The sequence below is a fragment of the Flammeovirga sp. AWQ4_249 genome, assembly GCF_056161045.1.
In genome coordinates this window covers 290,318-308,900 of record NZ_JBSWYJ010000003.1, presented here as the reverse complement: position 1 = coordinate 308,900, position 18,583 = coordinate 290,318, and the positions used below count along the sequence as shown (strand labels likewise).

19 protein-coding genes are annotated in these 18,583 nt (G+C 32.3%); 11 read left to right on the top strand and 8 right to left on the bottom strand.

Features of this window, described 5'->3' with window-relative positions; genetic code table 11:
- Window positions 1-20: 20 nt before the first annotated feature.
- Window positions 21-776, top strand: coding sequence for a phosphatidylethanolamine N-methyltransferase family domain-containing protein (locus ACXAHM_RS04885; protein ID WP_474959287.1), 756 nt, complete (start codon window positions 21-23; stop codon window positions 774-776).
- Window positions 777-779: 3 nt separating this feature from the next.
- On the opposite strand, the gene ACXAHM_RS04880 is transcribed toward ACXAHM_RS04885, so the two are convergent.
- Window positions 780-1,391 (bottom strand): hypothetical protein, encoded by a 612-nt coding sequence (locus ACXAHM_RS04880; RefSeq protein ID WP_474959286.1) that lies wholly within the window; start codon window positions 1,389-1,391, stop codon window positions 780-782.
- A 337-nt stretch (window positions 1,392-1,728) separates the two neighbouring features.
- Here ACXAHM_RS04880 and ACXAHM_RS04875 point away from each other — a divergent pair, with 337 nt between their 5' ends.
- From ACXAHM_RS04875 to ACXAHM_RS04845, 7 genes are all read left to right on the top strand, one after another.
- Window positions 1,729-3,471 (top strand): hypothetical protein, encoded by a 1,743-nt coding sequence (locus ACXAHM_RS04875; protein ID WP_474959285.1) that lies wholly within the window; start codon window positions 1,729-1,731, stop codon window positions 3,469-3,471.
- Window positions 3,472-3,514: 43 nt separating this feature from the next.
- Window positions 3,515-5,719, top strand: a complete 2,205-nt coding sequence (locus ACXAHM_RS04870; protein ID WP_474959284.1) for a hypothetical protein — start codon at window positions 3,515-3,517, stop codon at window positions 5,717-5,719.
- Between the two features lie 247 nt (window positions 5,720-5,966).
- Entirely contained in the window at window positions 5,967-6,323 is a 357-nt protein-coding gene (gene rplS / locus ACXAHM_RS04865) for a 50S ribosomal protein L19 (RefSeq protein WP_474959303.1), read from the top strand.
- 166 nt (window positions 6,324-6,489) lie between these two features.
- Complete coding sequence (locus ACXAHM_RS04860; protein ID WP_474959283.1) at window positions 6,490-7,233, top strand: UDP-2,3-diacylglucosamine diphosphatase; 744 nt, start codon at window positions 6,490-6,492, stop codon at window positions 7,231-7,233.
- Between the two features lie 37 nt (window positions 7,234-7,270).
- The gene (locus ACXAHM_RS04855; protein ID WP_474959282.1) at window positions 7,271-8,011 is read left to right on the top strand and encodes a hypothetical protein; all 741 of its coding nucleotides are present in this window, start codon (window positions 7,271-7,273) and stop codon (window positions 8,009-8,011) included.
- A gap of 2 nt (window positions 8,012-8,013) precedes the next feature.
- Window positions 8,014-8,502, top strand: a complete 489-nt coding sequence (locus ACXAHM_RS04850) for a YkgJ family cysteine cluster protein (RefSeq protein ID WP_474959281.1) — start codon at window positions 8,014-8,016, stop codon at window positions 8,500-8,502.
- Window positions 8,503-8,680: 178 nt separating this feature from the next.
- Complete coding sequence (locus ACXAHM_RS04845) at window positions 8,681-9,133, top strand: hypothetical protein (RefSeq protein ID WP_474959280.1); 453 nt, start codon at window positions 8,681-8,683, stop codon at window positions 9,131-9,133.
- Between the two features lie 44 nt (window positions 9,134-9,177).
- On the opposite strand, the gene ACXAHM_RS04840 is transcribed toward ACXAHM_RS04845, so the two are convergent.
- Genes ACXAHM_RS04840 through ACXAHM_RS04820 form a run of 5 tightly spaced genes read right to left on the bottom strand, consistent with a single transcriptional unit; the run spans window position 9,178 to window position 13,407 of the window.
- Window positions 9,178-10,005 carry an aminotransferase class IV gene (locus ACXAHM_RS04840; RefSeq protein ID WP_474959279.1) on the bottom strand — a complete coding sequence of 276 codons (828 nt, stop codon included), beginning with the start codon at window positions 10,003-10,005 and terminating at the stop codon, window positions 9,178-9,180.
- A 6-nt stretch (window positions 10,006-10,011) separates the two neighbouring features.
- Window positions 10,012-10,479: an SsrA-binding protein SmpB gene (smpB, locus tag ACXAHM_RS04835; RefSeq protein ID WP_474959278.1), complete on the bottom strand. Its 468-nt coding sequence runs from the start codon at window positions 10,477-10,479 to the stop codon at window positions 10,012-10,014.
- A 9-nt stretch (window positions 10,480-10,488) separates the two neighbouring features.
- Complete coding sequence (locus tag ACXAHM_RS04830) at window positions 10,489-11,196, bottom strand: 2-phosphosulfolactate phosphatase (protein ID WP_474959277.1); 708 nt, start codon at window positions 11,194-11,196, stop codon at window positions 10,489-10,491.
- Window positions 11,197-11,199: 3 nt separating this feature from the next.
- The gene (locus ACXAHM_RS04825) at window positions 11,200-12,051 is read right to left on the bottom strand and encodes a beta/alpha barrel domain-containing protein (RefSeq protein ID WP_474959276.1); all 852 of its coding nucleotides are present in this window, start codon (window positions 12,049-12,051) and stop codon (window positions 11,200-11,202) included.
- Between the two features lie 48 nt (window positions 12,052-12,099).
- On the bottom strand, window positions 12,100-13,407 hold the full coding sequence (locus ACXAHM_RS04820; protein WP_474959275.1) for an APC family permease: 1,308 nt from the start codon (window positions 13,405-13,407) through the stop codon (window positions 12,100-12,102).
- A 200-nt stretch (window positions 13,408-13,607) separates the two neighbouring features.
- On the opposite strand from ACXAHM_RS04820, the gene ACXAHM_RS04815 reads away from it, so the two are divergent.
- The 3 genes from ACXAHM_RS04815 (at window position 13,608) to ACXAHM_RS04805 (ending at window position 14,970) form a co-directional block, all read left to right on the top strand.
- Window positions 13,608-14,432 carry an alpha/beta fold hydrolase gene (locus ACXAHM_RS04815; RefSeq protein WP_474959274.1) on the top strand — a complete coding sequence of 275 codons (825 nt, stop codon included), beginning with the start codon at window positions 13,608-13,610 and terminating at the stop codon, window positions 14,430-14,432.
- 86 nt (window positions 14,433-14,518) lie between these two features.
- Window positions 14,519-14,713, top strand: a complete 195-nt coding sequence (locus ACXAHM_RS04810) for a GYF domain-containing protein (RefSeq protein ID WP_474959273.1) — start codon at window positions 14,519-14,521, stop codon at window positions 14,711-14,713.
- A gap of 110 nt (window positions 14,714-14,823) precedes the next feature.
- Window positions 14,824-14,970, top strand: coding sequence for a hypothetical protein (locus tag ACXAHM_RS04805; RefSeq protein WP_474959272.1), 147 nt, complete (start codon window positions 14,824-14,826; stop codon window positions 14,968-14,970).
- Between the two features lie 74 nt (window positions 14,971-15,044).
- Here the strand turns inward: ACXAHM_RS04805 and rsmH are convergent, their stop codons facing one another.
- Window positions 15,045-15,965: a 16S rRNA (cytosine(1402)-N(4))-methyltransferase RsmH gene (gene rsmH / locus ACXAHM_RS04800; protein WP_474959271.1), complete on the bottom strand. Its 921-nt coding sequence runs from the start codon at window positions 15,963-15,965 to the stop codon at window positions 15,045-15,047.
- Window positions 15,965-18,286: a sensor histidine kinase gene (locus tag ACXAHM_RS04795; RefSeq protein WP_474959270.1), complete on the bottom strand. Its 2,322-nt coding sequence runs from the start codon at window positions 18,284-18,286 to the stop codon at window positions 15,965-15,967. The genes rsmH and ACXAHM_RS04795 overlap by 1 nt, the downstream gene beginning before the upstream one ends.
- Window positions 18,287-18,583 lie beyond the last annotated feature (297 nt).

Here is an 18,583-nt window from a genome sequence, read left to right as displayed (position 1 = left end):
AGGTAAAGATATAGTAACGAATGACTGAGCAACAACAAATCTTTGAATTCATTGGATGGGGGTGGATAGCAATTGCCATCATTACTTTTTGTGTATTATTTTTTGCTAAAGTAATCGCTCCTTTTGGTCGACATACAAGGACAGATTGGGGACCTTTAATTCCTAATTCTTGGGGATGGTTTTTTATGGAAATTATATCAGTGATAGGTCTCTGGATAGGTTTTCTTATTGTTGAAAAACAAGAAATGCATTATCCTACTCTCATAGGAATGGCAGCGTGGACTATTCATTATATTAATAGAACATTTATATTTCCTTTTAGAATGCCCAATAAGAAAAAGAAAATGCCTATTGTAATCATGTTTTCTGCAATCTTTTTTAATTCCATAAATGGGACATTAAATGGCTATTTCTTAGGAAATGAGTGGTATTATTTTTCACTTCCTCTTTTCATTATTGGCTGTTTTTTCTTTGTTATTGGGATGTATATCAATATAAAATCAGACAATATTCTTTTGAATTTAAGAAAACCTGGAGAAACTCATTATGTAATTCCTAAAGGTTTTTTATTCAACAAAGTAAGTACCCCTAATTTGTTTGGTGAAATCGTCGAATGGACTGGATTTGTATTGATGGTACCAAATGTTGCAAGCCTTAGTTTTTTAGTTTGGACTTTAGCCAATTTAGTACCGAGAGCAAGGGATCATCATGAATGGTATATTAATACATTTGAGAATTACCCTCATAAAAAGATACTATTTCCTGGACTTTGGTAGTGATTACTCTACTTCTTCAAGATTTGCCGTTTTGTGGTATAAGATATTGACCAAAGAATGTATCTTGAAATCAATATTTTCCATATTTTTTTGAACAATCTTCAGCGATGCTTCCACTTCAGTATCACTACTCTTTGAACATTTCGTTTTCAATAATTCCAGAATGCCTAATGAAGTTGTTACCTCACCTCTAATGTCGTGTGAAATAAAATTAAGTGCATCATTTAAACGACTATGATTATATTTCATATCAGAGATATACGCATAAGTATCAGATTCATCATTATAGATATTTAAGATGATATCTTCTCCTATTTTTTTGATTTTATTCGCTCTGAAAATTACCTGACCTGATGGTGTTTCATAAGTAGTAAATGGTAAAATGACGTCTTTTCCTGTATGAAAAACATTTTCTAAATGATCTATTAATCCATATGATTCAAATTCTGGATAAATATCAAGTATAGGAGAATTGATAAAAGAGATATCAAAGTTGTCAATATCAGTACCAATTTTATTAATGTAGTAAAAAACGTAGTGTTTTGGAGCAAGTCTTTTGTATGCAACTACGCCCAAATTAAAATTGTCATAAGGTGTAAGTAAGTCGTATTCCATAGTCTAATAAATTGTCTTAGGCCTGTATAAAGTAGATGTTAATCACAATAGGTATTTGAAGATAAATAATAGAAAAGTGATATAATATATTGGAATTATATAATAAATAAAAATTTCACGTAAGAAAATTCGATAAATAATAGAATTATTATTTAGCTATCGTAAGGATGAAATTATTTTTTTACTTGTATAGAACATTATTATGTAAATGTTAATAGTGTTGAAAATGAGTATGTTAAAATTTATATTAGTGTAATAGAGAGTAATGAATTACGTTATTTATATGTAACTTTGATTACAAGCAAATTAATTGTGTACTTTAAATATTCTAACTAAAATGAAACAAACTCTTATCGGAGTAGTGCTATTACTATGTACTATATCTTCTAATCTATTTGCTCAAAAAGCAGGTGAAAAAGCCATGAAAATCAAAATGTTGGAAACACCTCTTCAAATTTTGAGCGGTCATGCTGTACCTTATGATCTTGTTTACGGTCGTAAGAATCATAAGGAATTAATGCCACCTCAATACATTGTTAAAGATGTATCAGCGAAGCCAAATGCGGCTATCAAAATGATGTTTGAACAGATTGATATTGTCGATTTAAAGAACTATTCAGGTTTCTCATCCAACAATCAAGTCTTGAACTTACTTTCTGGAAGTATCCCTAAAAATAGCTTCCATGGTTATGATTATATTCTTGAAATTTCGGGTGCTAAATACATCAAAGAAGCAGATGTAAGAAGAAATGAATACAAACAAGGTGATTCTGTTGTTATCGATTATACACCTTATGCAAAAGCTGTAATTGAAGTAAAATATACATTCAAACATGTAGATGGGACAGTATTATTTGAAAGAGATTATACTGGAAAAAAACAATTGATTCAATCTGCTAATCTTTCTGGGATTTCATACAAGAGAAAGGAAAGTGCAGAGAAAATTAGAAAAGAAAAAGGTGCTTCAAAGTTGAAATCATTAAATGATAAATTAAAATGGGACTTTGAAAAGAAATTGGAAGCAGACTTGAATAGTCAATTTGGTTATGCTTGTAAAGACTATGAATTTGAAATTGCAGCAGGTAAAGGGAAAAAATTTGATTACTCTGCATCTGAGAAAATTCAAGAAGAACTAAGCGAAATTTTTAAAGAGAATAAGAAAAAATGCTATTTAACAAATAAGGACGAATTCTATGAGGCACTAAAACCTATTCAAGAGAAATTTAAAGAAGGTATTTCAATATGGGAAGGTTTAATAGCTGAACATAAAGCAGGATCTAAAAAAGATAAAGTTTCAGACAAAAATGTAGCGTATTTTCATACCAATATTGCTGTGGCTTACCTTTTCTTAGAAGAGTTTGACAAAGCGTCAGAACACGTTGAATTAGCAGCAAAGTTCAAATCTCATAATAAGAAATTTATTCCATCATTAAGATGGGCGATTAAGAATTTTAAAGCGAGAAAGAACCCAACACTTATCAATAATACTTTTCCTGAAAAATCAATTGAACAATTTTATGCTGTTGATATAAGTGAATTGAAAAGACCTGAAGGAGCAGAAAGTGCTACAGCTTCATTATCAACAAATATGATTTTTGATTATACTAATTTTAATGCAAATCAAGATTTAGCTGTACGTTATGAAAAAGTAACGAATGAATCTGATATTACTCAATATCATATTATGATTAAAAACAATGCTAATATTCCAGTATTGGTACCCAATGGATTTAAAACAAATAAAGCCGGTGTATTAACACAGAGTTTAATTAGTAAGAAAGGAGAAAATTCTACGGAAAAAGTGAAAGAATTTTCATGTGGTGTTGGGTCTGCCGTACGAATAGTTGAGAAAAACTATTTTATTCTTTTGCCAAATGAAGAAGTAAAATTAACACAAGTAAATCAACCTAAAGTAAAAGAGACAGGTGATTACGTCATTAATATATATCTGAGAGTAGATCCTAGCTTAACAAAACAAGATTGGTTTGGTAATGACAATACAAGAAAAGTCAGCCTACAATCTATATACCTAAATAAAGCGATTGAGATTGAGGATCATCTTGAAGCTCAAGCTCAATAAGCTAAACTATTATATCATTTAGATGAAATCTAAAATGCTACTTGTGGGGCTTATTATAGCCTCACAATCTCTTTTTGCACAATCTTCAAAGCAATGGAATATCATAGGTGAAGGCTTTACTTATCTTGATGGTAAATACAAAGATGAAAAAATCAAAGCAGGACCAAGAGTATTACATATGAGACGTAATTTTGATGGTTCAATCTACGTCAACAGTAATAAGTCATTTTACATGCTTGATGGAAATAAACTTCAACTTATTAGTACTCAGAATCCAATAGGGTTACATAAAGAGAGAATCAAAAAGTTTTACGGAATATCAGAATTTCCTGATTATGATAACTTCTATAAGGTTAAATCATACGGTAATGATGATCTAGATAAAAAAGGAAATGTCTATGTACCCTTTGATGGAGGTGTAAATATCATTAATAATTTAGAAACTACTTTTGTTCCTTTTCCTGATGAATTTAGCCATCATTGGAAAATTCAAAATATTGTAGGATTAGAGGAAGGTTTCGTAGCCAGACTTTTTCTCAGAAATCCTAAAGAACCTTATTCAGGAAGAGGAGAATTTAGATTTGTCTATTACAATGGTGCTAAATTCGATATTTACAAATTACCAAAAGCTCCTGGTCAGCATGATAAAAATCCATTAATGGCTTATGCTAAAGAACAAGAGTATTCGGTAGGTGATATCTTTAAGGATACAAAAGGAAATGTCTGGGTTGCTGGATATCGCAAAGTCTTTTTATTCAAAGATGGAAAGCTGGAAGAGCAATTTTCTGTGAGGGAAGATGATAAAAAAGAAAGAAAAATTGGTCAATTTGCTGTCAATAATAATGGAAAGGCACTAGTAGAATATGGTACTTCAGAGTTCTTGATATTAAATGTGAGAAATGGTAATGAAGAATTGGTTTTAAATAAATCGAAAACTGTAATTACTGGAGGGAAAGTAACTAATGCAAAAACAGTTGAAATTGAAATAGACAAAGAGGGCCGTTTTGTAATCGCAACATCATTATACAAAACAGATTATGTAAAAGATAGAGATCTGGATGCAGATGTAGTGAAAGATACATTCGTTGCTCCAGGTGCCCTAGTATTCTTTGACTATCCTAACTTTGATAATTTTGAGAAGCCTTTTAAAATTCTGAATTCAACAAATGATCCTGCTGAAGAATTCATGAACTCTTTTGGACAATCCCGTTTAATGGATGATTTTGGAAATACTTTCATTTTATCTGTAGATGGTGAAACGATCACTAAAGTTGACAAAGAAGGCAGCATGAAAAAATATGATGTAGGAGAGCTTACAAAGAAAGCAGGCTACAAGTATGAAGATTATAAAATCTATCCTAAAAATTGGTCTATCGACAAGAAAACAGGTGCTTTATATTTTAATACGCAAAGTAGAGTATATACATTCAAGATGAATCTTGATGAGACATTTGAACAATTTACTTTTGTGCTAGATAAAAAACTTGGTGGTAAAACCATCAAAAATTTGGCTTATGATAATGCTTCAAATGCTATGTGGTTGTCAACAAGTAAAGGTTTTACATACTACCCAATGAGTGGGGAAGGAATCAAGTATTTTACCAAAAAAGAGACTGGTTTAGCTACAGGATGGGGTTTGTTGGATTTTACAATTGATGAAAAAAGCGTTTTATGGGTAAGTACTAAAAAAGGATTAGGTGAATTTACAAAAGAAGGTTTTAAAGTACATCAAGGTAAGGAAAAACAAGAGATTTCTAACTTTGTAATTCGAGACATCAATGATAAAATGATTTTTGTTGGCTCTCATGCAGCTTATCAAATGATAGATGGAAAACCTGTTGAAGTCGTATCCTTTAGTAAATTAAGAGAAGCACTTGAGGAAAAATATCCAAAAGAATTTATTACTGCTTCTATCATGAAAGCATGTTTTGATAAAGAAAATCAATTTTGGGCAGCTATTTCAGACAATAAAATAGTTCATTTTGATGGAGAAAAGTGGAATGTTTATGATCCTAAGAAATTCTACACTTCAGATAAAATCTATGATTTATATCGTGATCATCAAGATAGAGTTGTGATCAATTTGGGTAAAGAACTCTCAACAATGGGTACTACACCAACTCAGCAACAACAAGCTGCTGATGCAGCCGCAAAAGAAAAATATGAAGATAAATATCAAAGAAAAGTTGATGCTTCTTTATTCTTCGAAAATACCACAGTTATAGTAGATAAAAACATAGAGAATTAGAAGTTTAAAAGACAATAATTCATCTGTTTTGAAAGGCATCTTTTTAGAAATTAACAAATTGTAATTGCTTGAAATTAAGTATTTAACTTTAAGTTTTTGTAATATTGTAAGGTCTATTAAGATGCTTTTTCTATTAATATACCTAAATTCTAAGGAATATCTCTGAAAAAAGAGAAGCTTAGTTTCTTTATCAAAATATTCTTTCTACCTTTGCAACTCGAAAATTTTTGTACTAATTAATCTTATTATAATGGATTTAATTAAAAAAGTTGAAAAGGATTTCTCATCTAACATGGAGAGACATCCCGCTTTCGGCGCAGGAGATACAATCGAAGTATACGTAAAAATTAAGGAAGGTAACAAGGAGCGTGTTCAAAAGTTCCAAGGTACTGTTATCCAACGCCGTAACAAAGGTAGTTTAGGTGAAACTTTTACTGTACGTAAAATCTCTAGTGGAATTGGTGTAGAGCGTATCTTCCCATTAAACTCACCAAGCATCGATAAAATCGAAGTATTGAGAAGAGGTAAAGTAAGAAGAGCAAGATTATTCTACTTACGTGGTCGTTATGGTAAGGCTGCTAAAGTTAGAGAGAAAAGATTCTAATCTTTCGATCTTGAACTTTTACCAAGACATACAAAGCCGACTTTCTATTAAGGAAGTCGGTTTTTTTGTGTACAAAGCGAATTGAAATTGAAGATTACGCTACTTTTTCACATCCTTTTAGGATTCACTTGTTCACAGTTCACTCATTAATGTTTAATTTTACCCTATGGGAAAAGTTTATTTCGCTTCTGACTTCCATTTAGGAACTCCCTCTTTCGAAGAAAGTCAAAAGAGAGAAAAGAAGATCTGCCGTTGGTTGGATATGGCTGCCGAAGATGCAGATCATATTTACTTATTAGGTGATCTTTTTGATTTTTGGTTTGAATATAGATTTGCCGTACCAAGGGGCTTTTTACGTTTTCAAGGTAAATTAGCTGAGCTTGTCGATAAAGGTATTCAAATTTCTATTTTTACTGGTAATCATGATATGTGGATGTTTGATTACTTTGAAAAAGAATTAGGAATTAAAGTTATTCGCGAGCCTATTGATGTTGAAATTTATGGAAAGAAGTTTCATATCGGTCATGGAGATGGTTTAGGTCCTGGCGATTATAGCTATAAATTTCTAAAGAAAATTTTTGCCAATAAACTATGTCAATGGTTGTTCGGATTTCTTCATCCCACCATTGGTATTGGGATTGCTACAACTTGGTCTCAACATAGTAGAGCATCAGGTGCTAAAAAAGAACATGGATTCATAAGCAAGGAAAAGGAGTTTATTTGGGTGTATTGTCAAGAAAAACAAGCTGAAAAATACAGAGATTATTATATCTTTGGTCATAGACATTTACCTCTAGAATTAGAATTAGATCAAGGAGGAATGTATATCAACACAGGAGAATGGCTTTCTTATGATACATATGCAACTTTTGACGGAGAAAAAGTCGAATTACTTACTTACGAGGAGTAATTTCTTTTTTCTTTTTTTTCTTTTTTCATATCCAACTTTGGGACAAGAACTACTTTATGAAAAAGAAGTAGGTGAGGTGTCTGCTGTGGATATTGATAGAAAAGGAGAGGTCTATGTTGTAGATCAACAAGGAAATGTGAGTCAGTGGTCAAAGGGAGAAAAAATAAGGTGGTATTCTCCTCAAGCACCTGCATCCATACAGATCGATGCGTGGGCAATGTTGAATACAGTGCTTTTCTCTGAGGATTGGCAAGCTATTAGAGTACTAGGGCAACAACTTACTTTACAAACAGAGTATATTTTTAACCCTGATTTAGTCGAATATGCTTCTGTAGCTACTGATGCCAGTGATGGCGGTATTTGGCTGTACGATCAAAGTAGTTTTCGACTTAAAAAATACTTTCCAAATGTTGCGAACCTTTCTCTTGATGTCCCTTTAGAACAATTGATTAATAGTACCACTTGGAGTCCAATATGGATGCGAGAACATCAAAACAATTTGTATGTTTTAGATGCTTATAAAGGGGTATATACTTTTGATCTTTTAGGGAATATTCTTTCTGAACCGTATAATGTAAAAAGAGCCAGCAACATTGGTTTAACTGCAAATGAAATGTATTGGTTAGAGAAAAATGAATTACATTTCAAGGAATTATATAGTTTAAAGACACGTTACATAAAGATACCCATGAAGAAAGTTGATTATGTTGTGTATGATCATCCTTCCAACATTATGTATTGTTTTAGAGGTACAAAAATGTACGCATATCAATTGTAAATATGGATTTATACGCTGATTGGCAGAAGAATGCCAAATCCAAATACAAAGAGAATCAAACGTTTCTAAAACGACTGAAGAAAGTCAAAAAAGGAAAGCAAATTGATCAAATTGTCAATGATACCGATGAAAAGGCATTTGAAACTTTTGATTGTTTGACATGTGCTAACTGTTGTAAAACAATTAGCCCAGTAGTTACACAAACGGATGTAAAAAGAATTGCAAAGCACTTTCGAATGAAAGAAACGGAAGTAATTTCGGAATATATGAAAGTGGATCATGAAGGTGATTACGTCATGAATTCTCAACCGTGCCCGTTTTTGGGAAGTGATAATTATTGCTCTATATATGAAGCTAGACCTAAAGCGTGTAGAGATTATCCTTTAACACAAAATCAGGGCTTCAATCAACGTCCTGCTTTGCATGCAAGAAATACATTGACTTGTCCTGTAGTATTTCATGTTGTAAAAGAATTGAAATCAAAACTATAAGGATTTTAGTCGTTCAAATAGAAGTGGTGGATAGTTTACTAGAAAAAGCAGAAACTGTCCACTTTTTTTTCATATATCAATTCAATAATAGTACTCTTCCCTTCTAATTTTCACTTTTTAAGTATTAAACCCTAAATTATAGTAATCTTAATTACCCAAAACATATTACTATAACATTATGAATACATTTTTAAAATCATTCATTTATAGCTTTATATTCATTCCATTGCTATTTATTTCTGGGTGTCAAAAAGAAAATTATATTATCATTTCAAATACCTCTGATGCTCCTTGCGAAGTGGAGTTTTATTTTAAACAAAGAGACAATACAAGTATTACATTTAATATAACGACAGAGAAAGAGGGGAGTTCAAGCAGTACAACAATTTCTTCTGCACCATATAAATATACACTTTATCCAGAAGAAAAAACGACTTTAGATATTGTTTATAAAGTGTCTAATGTCGATATCAAAACGTCTACCAATGATATCGGGAAATATGAAATGATAGAGTATATTGAATTCAAAATAAAGGATCAGACAATAAAAATGATGCCTGAAGATTTCAAAGGGAGAATAGACAAGGATGATGACAATAATTTAGCTTTTGATGTAAACGATTTATTGTAATAAAGAAAAGGAGCAATACCAAAAACCTGCTATTGCTCCTTTTATTATATATGATAGGCTTGTTCGAATAACTTTCGCCAAGCGTCAACTACTTTGAATTGTTTTTCATCAATTTGTTTGATCATACTTACACCTGTGACATTGGAAGAAAGAACCGAGTCTGCTTCCATAATATCAGCTTTTCTCGCACATACTTTTTTGACTTTATAGCCTTTTTGCTCCAATTGAGAAACGATGTTTTTTCGTGCAATACCCGCTACACAACCCGTACTCACTTTTGGAGTGAAGATATCTTTTCCTTTGATCCAAAAAACGTTTCCACTTATTGTTTCAGTAATATAACCTTCAGCATTAAAAAGAATAAGGTCATCTAATTCTCTTTTTTTCTTTTCAAGACCAGCGAAAGTATAGGTCATAGAAGATAAAGTTTTACAGAAAGATACCGGAGTACAAGGAACTTTAATTGTTTCAGCGAAACCTACTTTCAAGCCTTTACTACTTCCCTTTGATTTATATTCTTGAGCCGAAAGTAAAGAATAGCAATCGTTACTTGAAGGAGTGTATAAACCACCTTCTTTCCTCCAGATCATAAGTTTAATTCTGCACTCACCTTCAATGTTATTTTTCTTTTTCAATAACAAATACTGCTCGTGTAAGAATGATGGATCTTGTAGTTCAGTAGGGTAGTTTATTTGTAGTTCTTTTAGTCCTTTTTTTATTCTGTCAATATGATCCTGAACAAAACGAATGCTACCATCTTGTGTAATCATTGTTTCGAACAAACCATCACCATATTGAAGACCTCTATCTGAAAAATTTACTCCTGACTTATTATCTTTCTCTATTGCTAGATTAAATAATATGTAAGCCATAGATTCTTAATATTTCATTCGAGACATTTCGCGCTTCTGATCTTTTTCTTTCATATCATTACGCTTGTCGTATAATTTTTTACCTCTTGCTAAAGCAATTTCAACTTTTGCTAGACCACGATCATTGATAAACAATTGTGTTGGAACGATAGTAAAACCTGTTTCCTTAACCTTTCGGTCTAGTTTATCTAATTCTCTTCGCGTCAATAAAAGTTTACGATCAGCTTTAGCTTCATGATTGTTGAAACCACCCATTTCGTATGGTGCAATATGCATACTTCTGATGATTAATTCATCACCAATAAACAAGCAGAATGCATCTTGCAAACTTACTTTTTGCATACGAATGGATTTGATTTCAGAACCTTTAAGAGAAATCCCAGCGACCAATTTATCTATAAATTCGTATTCGTGAGAAGCCTTACGGTTCTTTATTTTTACTTTTTGTTTTATATCTAATTTCTTTCCTCCCATAATTTTAAATTAAATCGTTATAGATCCATTTCTTAGGATAGGAAGTACATCGCAGTAGTCTTCTTGTGAACAAAAAGCCAAGTCAGATTTTGCTTTTAGGCCACTTAATCTCTTCGCATGAGAAGCATTTCCTTGAATAACTTCAGCGATTTTACCTTTACTGTTCTGATACATTGTCAATGCCATATAAGAAGCATCATCGGTTAAGTTTGCTTCTTCATTTAGTCTATCGATCATTGCACCAGCAAATAATGTATCTTCGAGACTTGGATTTCCTTTCCACCCCGCACATATGATAACAACATCTTTTTCGGCTTGCTTTACATAGTCTACCACTGAAGAGACATTTAATAAAGCACCAATGATGATTTGATCCGCTTTTTTCTTTGCTTCTGTAATCGCCACTGTACCGTTTGTAGTTGTCATGCAAATATCTTTCCCATGATACTCTTCTTGCATATGTTCTTGAGGAGAATTTCCAATTGTGAACTCTTTCACTTTCACACCTCCTCTCTCACCAGCTGTAACATATCCTTTTTCAGCATATTCTAATGCTTCTCTTACAGACATCACAGGAATTACACTTCTAACACCGGCATTTAATCCAGCTACCATACAAGATGTAGCTCTTAAAACATCAGTTACAACTGCAATTTTTCCTTCTAATTGATGTAAAGGTAATAATTCTGGAGTGAGACAAGTCTCTATATTAATCATTTTCTAATGAATATTATTCTTTCTATATATTTTAGCCTTTTCAAAAGCCTCCCAATTGAGATCAGGCAGTAGACTTGGATGTTGTTGGAGCATTTCTATCAATGATTCGGTTGCAAGGTTTCCTGTTAGGCTATCTTTGGCCATTGGACATCCACCAAGTCCTCCCATCGCAGTATCAATACGTTGACAGCCTGCTTGAATGGCAGCATTTGCCAATTCAAACGCTTTTGAAGGATTGCAATGCAAATGTACACCCAATTCTGCTTTCGACAAGATTTTTGAAGCTTTTTCAAATAGTTGTTGAAGATCTTTAGCATTTGATGTTCCTATGGTATCTGACAAAGAAATAGTTTGTACACCCATTTCTTCTAATTCATGTGCCATTTCAATGACTTTTTCAAACGAAAAATCTTCATTATATGGATTTCCAAAAGCCATTGATAGATAAGCTACAGTTTTCTTTTGATGGGATTGACCATGTGCATGAATTTCCTGTAAAACTTGTTTTGCTTCAGCAATGGACTTTTTCGTATTTCTTTGTTGGAAATTTTCTGAGACCGACAAAGGAAAACCTAAGTAATCAATAGTCTCAAATTGACAAGCATCTTGAGCACCTCTTTGGTTTACAACAATCGCTAATAGGTTGGATTTTTTATTTTCTAAATTTAAAGCATTCAAAACCTCTTGAGTGTCCCTCATTTGAGGAATTGCTTTTGGAGAAACAAAACTTCCAAAATCAAGAGTATCAAAACCTACCTCTAAGAGAAGATTAAGGTATTCTATTTTTGTTGAAGTTGGTATAAAATCGTGTAGCCCTTGCATAGCATCTCTTGGGCATTCAATAATTTTAAGCATGTTAGTAATGGTTTAAAGTATGTGTTTATAAGTGTTTTTAAAATTAATTTATTTTTTTGGATGATCAATTCTTTTCTTTAATAATCGTTGATACAGTCCTTCTCCGATAAAACATAAAGAAAAAATTAAAATAGCAGTAAGCATTCCTTCTACGTTATTTTGAAACTGTTGAATAGATAGAATTATGAATGCTAGCATACAACCAATAAATCCAGCAATTGTAATGAACTTATTGGCATTGATTTTCTTCCTTTTTTTGAAAGCGATATAATTGACCATTCCAAAAATAATCAAGAAACCAGCACTTCCTGAAGTAGAAATGCTTTCTAAATCAATGCTATTAGCGATGACAACCGAAAGAATAGAAATGATAAAAAGTCCAAAAGGTTTACCCCATAATGTTCGACTGAATGCCTTCGGCAATTCTCTATATTTAGCTACTTCGTAATTCACTCTGCTTCCACCTAATAAAGTAGCGTTAATAGCTGAAAATGTGGAAATCATGGCTGCAATTGAAATAACGGTGAATCCTGCTTGTCCAAATTTTGGTTTTGCCGCTTCTGCTAAAGCATAATCTGAAGCCTTGCCTATAGAAGGAAAATCTAATGATCCAACAGTAACAATCGCAATAGCAATGTAAAGAATGATCACAAAAATAACAGAGATATAATAGGACTTAGGAATATTGATCATTGGTTTTACAATATCGGGAGCTGAATTTGCAATCAATTCAAATCCTTCATAAGCAACGAAAATAACCATACCTCCAGCAATAAGTTGGAGAGGACTTTCCCAATTTTCCGGAGATAATTGATGAAAGTTAGGATTAGATGTGATACCAAAAAATCCAACAATTACGAAGGTTACTAAAATGATCAGTTTAATGATCACCGCAAAAGCTTCCACTTCACCAACAACTTTAATACTGTAATAATTAATAAATGTAGAAAATAGAAGTATAAACGTAATGAATAGATGTTTATTCAAAGTCACATTATCGGTGATTGGAATCAAAGTAGCAGCATAAGAGCCAAAAGCTGATGCATAAAGAGAAAGCATAATAATATAACTTACCCAAAGCATATTATTTAACCCTCCACTAAATAATGAATAGCCAAATCCTTCATCAATAAATCGTACTGTTCCTCCTTCATCAGGATAGGCGACGGATAATTTTGCATAAGCATAGGCAGTCATTAATGCAATGGTTCCTGCTACAAAAAAGGACACAGGAACACCACCTTTTGCAAGTTCAACAGATAGCCCAAGAACGGCGAAGATACCTCCGCCAACCATGCCTCCAATACCAATTGATACGGCATCTTTTAATGAAATTTTATCCGAATTTTCAGACATTTATTATGCTTTTGATGGATGTTTGATCAATATTTCACCCTTAACAAAAAAGGTTTAAAATTGATGATCTACAGTAATACAATATATTTATATTTTAGATTAATAACATAAGTTGCTCATTTTGAAATTTTTAGATCTTTTAATAATTCATTATATTAGAAGATTAATTAAAGTTTTAAATCGATACCAATTAACAAACTATGGCTTATATTAACGTAAATAACCAATCACTATACTATCAAGATTTTGGAGATAAAGATGCTCCAGTGTTACTGTTCATGCATGGTTTTTTGATGAGTTCTGAGATGTTTTCAGCTCAGATTGAATTCTTTTCCTCATCTTATAGAGTAGTTACTTTTGATGCTAGAGGTTTTGGTCAAACGAAATGGGATGGTCATCCATTTACTTTATATGATACGGTAAATGATTGTATGGGTTTATTAGATCATTTAGGAATTGAAAAAGTGATTTTGGCAGGGATGTCACAAGGTGGTTATGCTGCTTTACGAGTTGCTCTCCGTTTTCCTTCTCGAGTTCAAGGATTAATTCTAATTAGTACGAGTGCTCATACGGATACAGAGAAAGGTAAAAATAGCTATCTAGAAGTAAGAGATACTTGGGGAAATGTTGGATTGATTCCTCCATTGGAAGAAGGGTTGATGACGGGTATAATTGGACCGAAAGCAGGTAATGAATTTTATTGGGAAAAATGGAGTCCAAAATGGCATGAAAGGACATCAGAAGAAATTTATCATGCAATGAATAATCTGATATTCCGTGATGAAATTATCAACTACCTCCCAGATATAAAGTGTCCTTCACTCATCATCCATGGAGATAGTGATCAAGGGATACCTTTTGAAATGGGGTTGTTTCTCTACGAAAATTTACCAAATAGTGTCGGTATTATTAAAGTAGACGATGCAGGACATGGTGCGATTATGACCCATGCAGATAGTATTAATGGAACTTTATTATTCTATATGGAAAATCATTTACTTCCAAAATTAGAAGAACAAGATTAATTAATTAGCAACTCGTTCAATGTGTTATTGAACGGGTTATTTTTGTAAAATGTTAATTGTAAGCTATAAACATAAATTATCAATGTGTGATCATTGCCTTTTGCTATGCCTCAAATACAAAGTATGGTGAGTCAAGGACAAATAACAAAAGAAACAATGTATGGAAAGATGGTATGCCTCAATGGGCTCCAGCAGGTTCAGTTCCAGAATTATCAAAAAATTTTTGGAAGTGTACCTCCACCACCAATGCCATAAAAAGGTATGTAGTTGGTTGCACTTAACAAAGTGACCAACTTTTTTCTTTTAAACGAATCATCAAACTTTTAACACATTAATAATGAAATCTTTAAGATAATTTTTAGCAATCTGTCTAACTTTCTGCTTTACTACAATGGTACAAGCACAGGTAAAGGCGAAGACTTCAAAAGCATCATCTACACAAGCTGCTGTTCAATGTTCTGCAAAGACAAAGAAAGGAGATAGATGTAAGAATAAGACAAAAAATAAAACAGGAAAATGCCATGTGCATTCTAAATAGTTTTAGTTAAAAATAAAAAAGCCTCAATTGGTCTTGTATGACGAATTGAGGCTTTTCTTTGCTAAAAGAATAAATTACTGTTTCAGCTCAGGAAGCTTAATTGCAATTCTTAATTTTGCACTTCTAGCACGTCTGTTTTGAGCAATTTCTTCAGCTGTTGCAGTAATTGGTTTACTTTTCAAAGGTTTCAAAGGTCTTAATAGATTTCCATAAAAATCTTTGTTTGTTTCTCCTTCAAAATTACCTGTCTTAAAGAAGTTCTTTACAAGACGATCTTCTAAAGAATGGTAAGATTCGATCACAAAATAACCGCCTTCTTCAAGTACTTCAGCACCTTGTTCAATCATTTCCTTTAAAGTTACCAACTCCTCATTTACTTCAATTCTTATTGCTTGAAATACTTGAGCATAGAAACGATTTTCTTTACCTCTAGGTGCCATAGGTTGTAATGCCTGCATTAATTGACCTGTTGTCTCGATAGGAGAGGCTGATCTTGCTTGAATGATTAAACTAGCTGCCTTGTGGGGGTGAGTAAGTTCACCATATAACTTAAACATCTTACGAAGTTCAATTTCTTCGTAATTATTGATCACTTCTTTTGCTGATAATGCACCACTTTGAGACATTCTCATATCTAATGGAGCATCACCACGCGTAGAAAAGCCACGAGCAGTTTCGTCGATTTGATGAGACGAAATACCAAGGTCACCTAATATTCCAGCTACTTCTTTAATACCATTTAACCTTAAATATCGTTTTAAATATCTAAAATTGGCAGCACAGAAAATAAGACGATCATCATTGATTGCGTCTGCATTTTTTTTAGCATCAGGATCTTGATCAAAAACAACCAATTTACCAGTTGTTAATCGACTAAGAATTTCTCTTGTATGACCACCTCCGCCAAAAGTAACATCAACGTATGTCTTAGTTGGGTCGATATGTAAACCATCGACACATTCTTTTAGCATTACTGGAACGTGATAATCGCTCATTATTTATACTCGTTTTTTAAATCTTCTTTTCCAATAATAGGAAGAATAATAGTGAATTCAGTAAAAGTTTCTTCTGAAGTGTCACTCTTTTCACTCATTGGTTTTGAGGTAACCATGATTTTTCCTCCATGTTTTTTGATGATGCCATAAGAAATAGAAAGACCTAAACCTGTTCCTTCACCAACATCTTTGGTAGTAAAGAAAGGATCGAAGATCTTATCAATTACAGCTTGAGGCATACCTTCTCCATTATCTCTAACAGAAATATTGATGAAATCATCCCCTTCAGCATAAGAAGAAGTTACTTTTATTTTCCCAGTATTTTCATCAACTGCTTGAATAGCATTATTAATGATATTCATAAATACTTGGTTTAATCGGCCTGGCAAGCACTGTATCTCTGGAAGGTCGCCTTGTAGGCTTACCTCCATTTCCACATTTTTCTTTCGTGCTTTATTATTAAGGATAGTAATCGTAGATTGAATACCCTCATTAATGTTGGCGTCTTTAAAAGTATCTTCATCTAGTCTTGAGAAAGTTCGTAATCCAAGTACAATTTCTTTTGTTCTTTGAGCACCTTCCTCAATACCATGTATTAATTGTTTTATTTCTTCTGTAACAACTTCGATTTCAATTTCTTCAGCTAATTGATTGATTTCATTGACTCTTTTATCGAAAGCCTCTTTACTTTCGAACTCTTTAGTCAAATCATTACAATTTTCTAAAAGTGTAATCAGATCATTAATGTCATCTTTCAAAGGCTGAACATTTGAACTTACAAAGTTAATAGGGTTATTGATTTCATGTGCAATACCAGCTGTTAACTGACCTAAAGAAGCCATTTTTTCTGCATTAATCAATTGAACTTGGGCAGATTTCAACTCTTGCATTGCTTCCTCCAACTTTTGGTTGGTATACATCAAACTATCAGACTGTTGCCTTAATTCTTCCTCAGAAGTTTGTATTTCATGGTAAGCTTCAATAATCTTTTTTCGGTCACCTTCACGATCATCTAACATTTTATTGGCGAGTTCAGCCAATTGATCAAACTCTGCATAAGCTAAACGGTCTCTATTGATCTTCACATGTTCTTTAGATGCTTCATCAAAGAAATTAGAAAATTCTTCAATGTTACTTGTAATACCAGTGGCTACCTTGCGAAGTCTCCACCAAAGAATCGCAATCAATAATGTTGATAACGATAAAATTCTGAATAGTTCAGTAGTTAATTCAGTAATTAGTAAACTTCTTTTTTCCTTTATCTGATCCTCTAATTCATCTAAATAAACACCTGCACCAATCGTCCAATCCCATTCTTTAAAATAGATTACATAAGAAAACTTTTTGGTGATTTCTTCTGAGTTTGGTTTTTTATAATCATAATAATAAAAACCACCTTTTTTACCTTCATTCATCAATTTAAAGGGAAGGTCTTTGAAGTAAGTCGTATCTCCATTTTCATCTGTAATTGGTAAGCTATACAATTGATCATCCGTAAGCTTTTTAGCTTCTTCAAAATACTTCCAATTCAACAGTAAAGGATTTCCTCTTTGGTTGACAAATAAATAGCCATCTTTACCAAAATGAATAGATGCCATTCTTTCCAATGCTTGTTTTTGCATATCTAAAGTAACATTATCCATGTATTCTCCAGTCCCAATGATCAATCCAAGTGGTTTAAAATATTTTAGATAAGATGTTTTAGGATATTGCTTGTCATCTTTTTGATCAGGTTTTTTCCAATAATATTCAAAAAAGCCTTCACCCTTAGTTTTTGCAATCTCAATTTCTCTTTGAATAAAATAATCACCTTTTGCATCTTGAATTTTAAGAATATTTTTTCCTTCAGATTCTGGAGAAGAAGCATTCATAACAGCATAGCCACTTACATGATCAATAAAATAATAACCTCTATTGTTATTAAATCGAATGGGGCGCAATGAATCTTTAATAAGATCAATGATCTGTTTATGAGAATACTTTCCTTGATTCCTTACATATATATTATTGACAATCTGATAGGCTTCGTCTACTCTATTTTTAAGATTTTCTCGGAGTATTTTTTCCGTATTTTGTTCTAAGTATTCAATGTACTTAAAAGCATTTTCTACTTCATTTACAGTCACACTTTTTTGATGTTCCGTAAAGTCCTTCTCTAATTGTTTTACATCAGATTTGTAGTCACCTAATTCTTTAATAGACCAAATACCTACTAAAAAAGTTATAGCAATCACAGACAGTGTCATCACCGGGATAAAGGTAGCTTCAGAAACTCGCTCTTTTTTTTCTTTATGTGTATTATTTTGCTCGAAGAGCTTCATTATATAAAAGGTTATAGAAGTAAGTTACTACTTAAGTGTTTAGATGATTCTAGGTTACTACACAAAAATATCTGTTTTTCTTAAAATATTGCTATAATTTGACATTTAGATTAAAAATAAATTACATCACTTTTGAGGTCTTTGGGAGAGAATTAAAGAAAAATTAATTCTTAAGGTTATTAAATGAATGTCATCTCTTTCAAAAATAGGTTGTTAAGCTTGTAATAATCTAATACTTTTGCAGAACTTATTTCATTGAGAATGAATTGATAAGTTATAATTATCAGTTTTCTATAA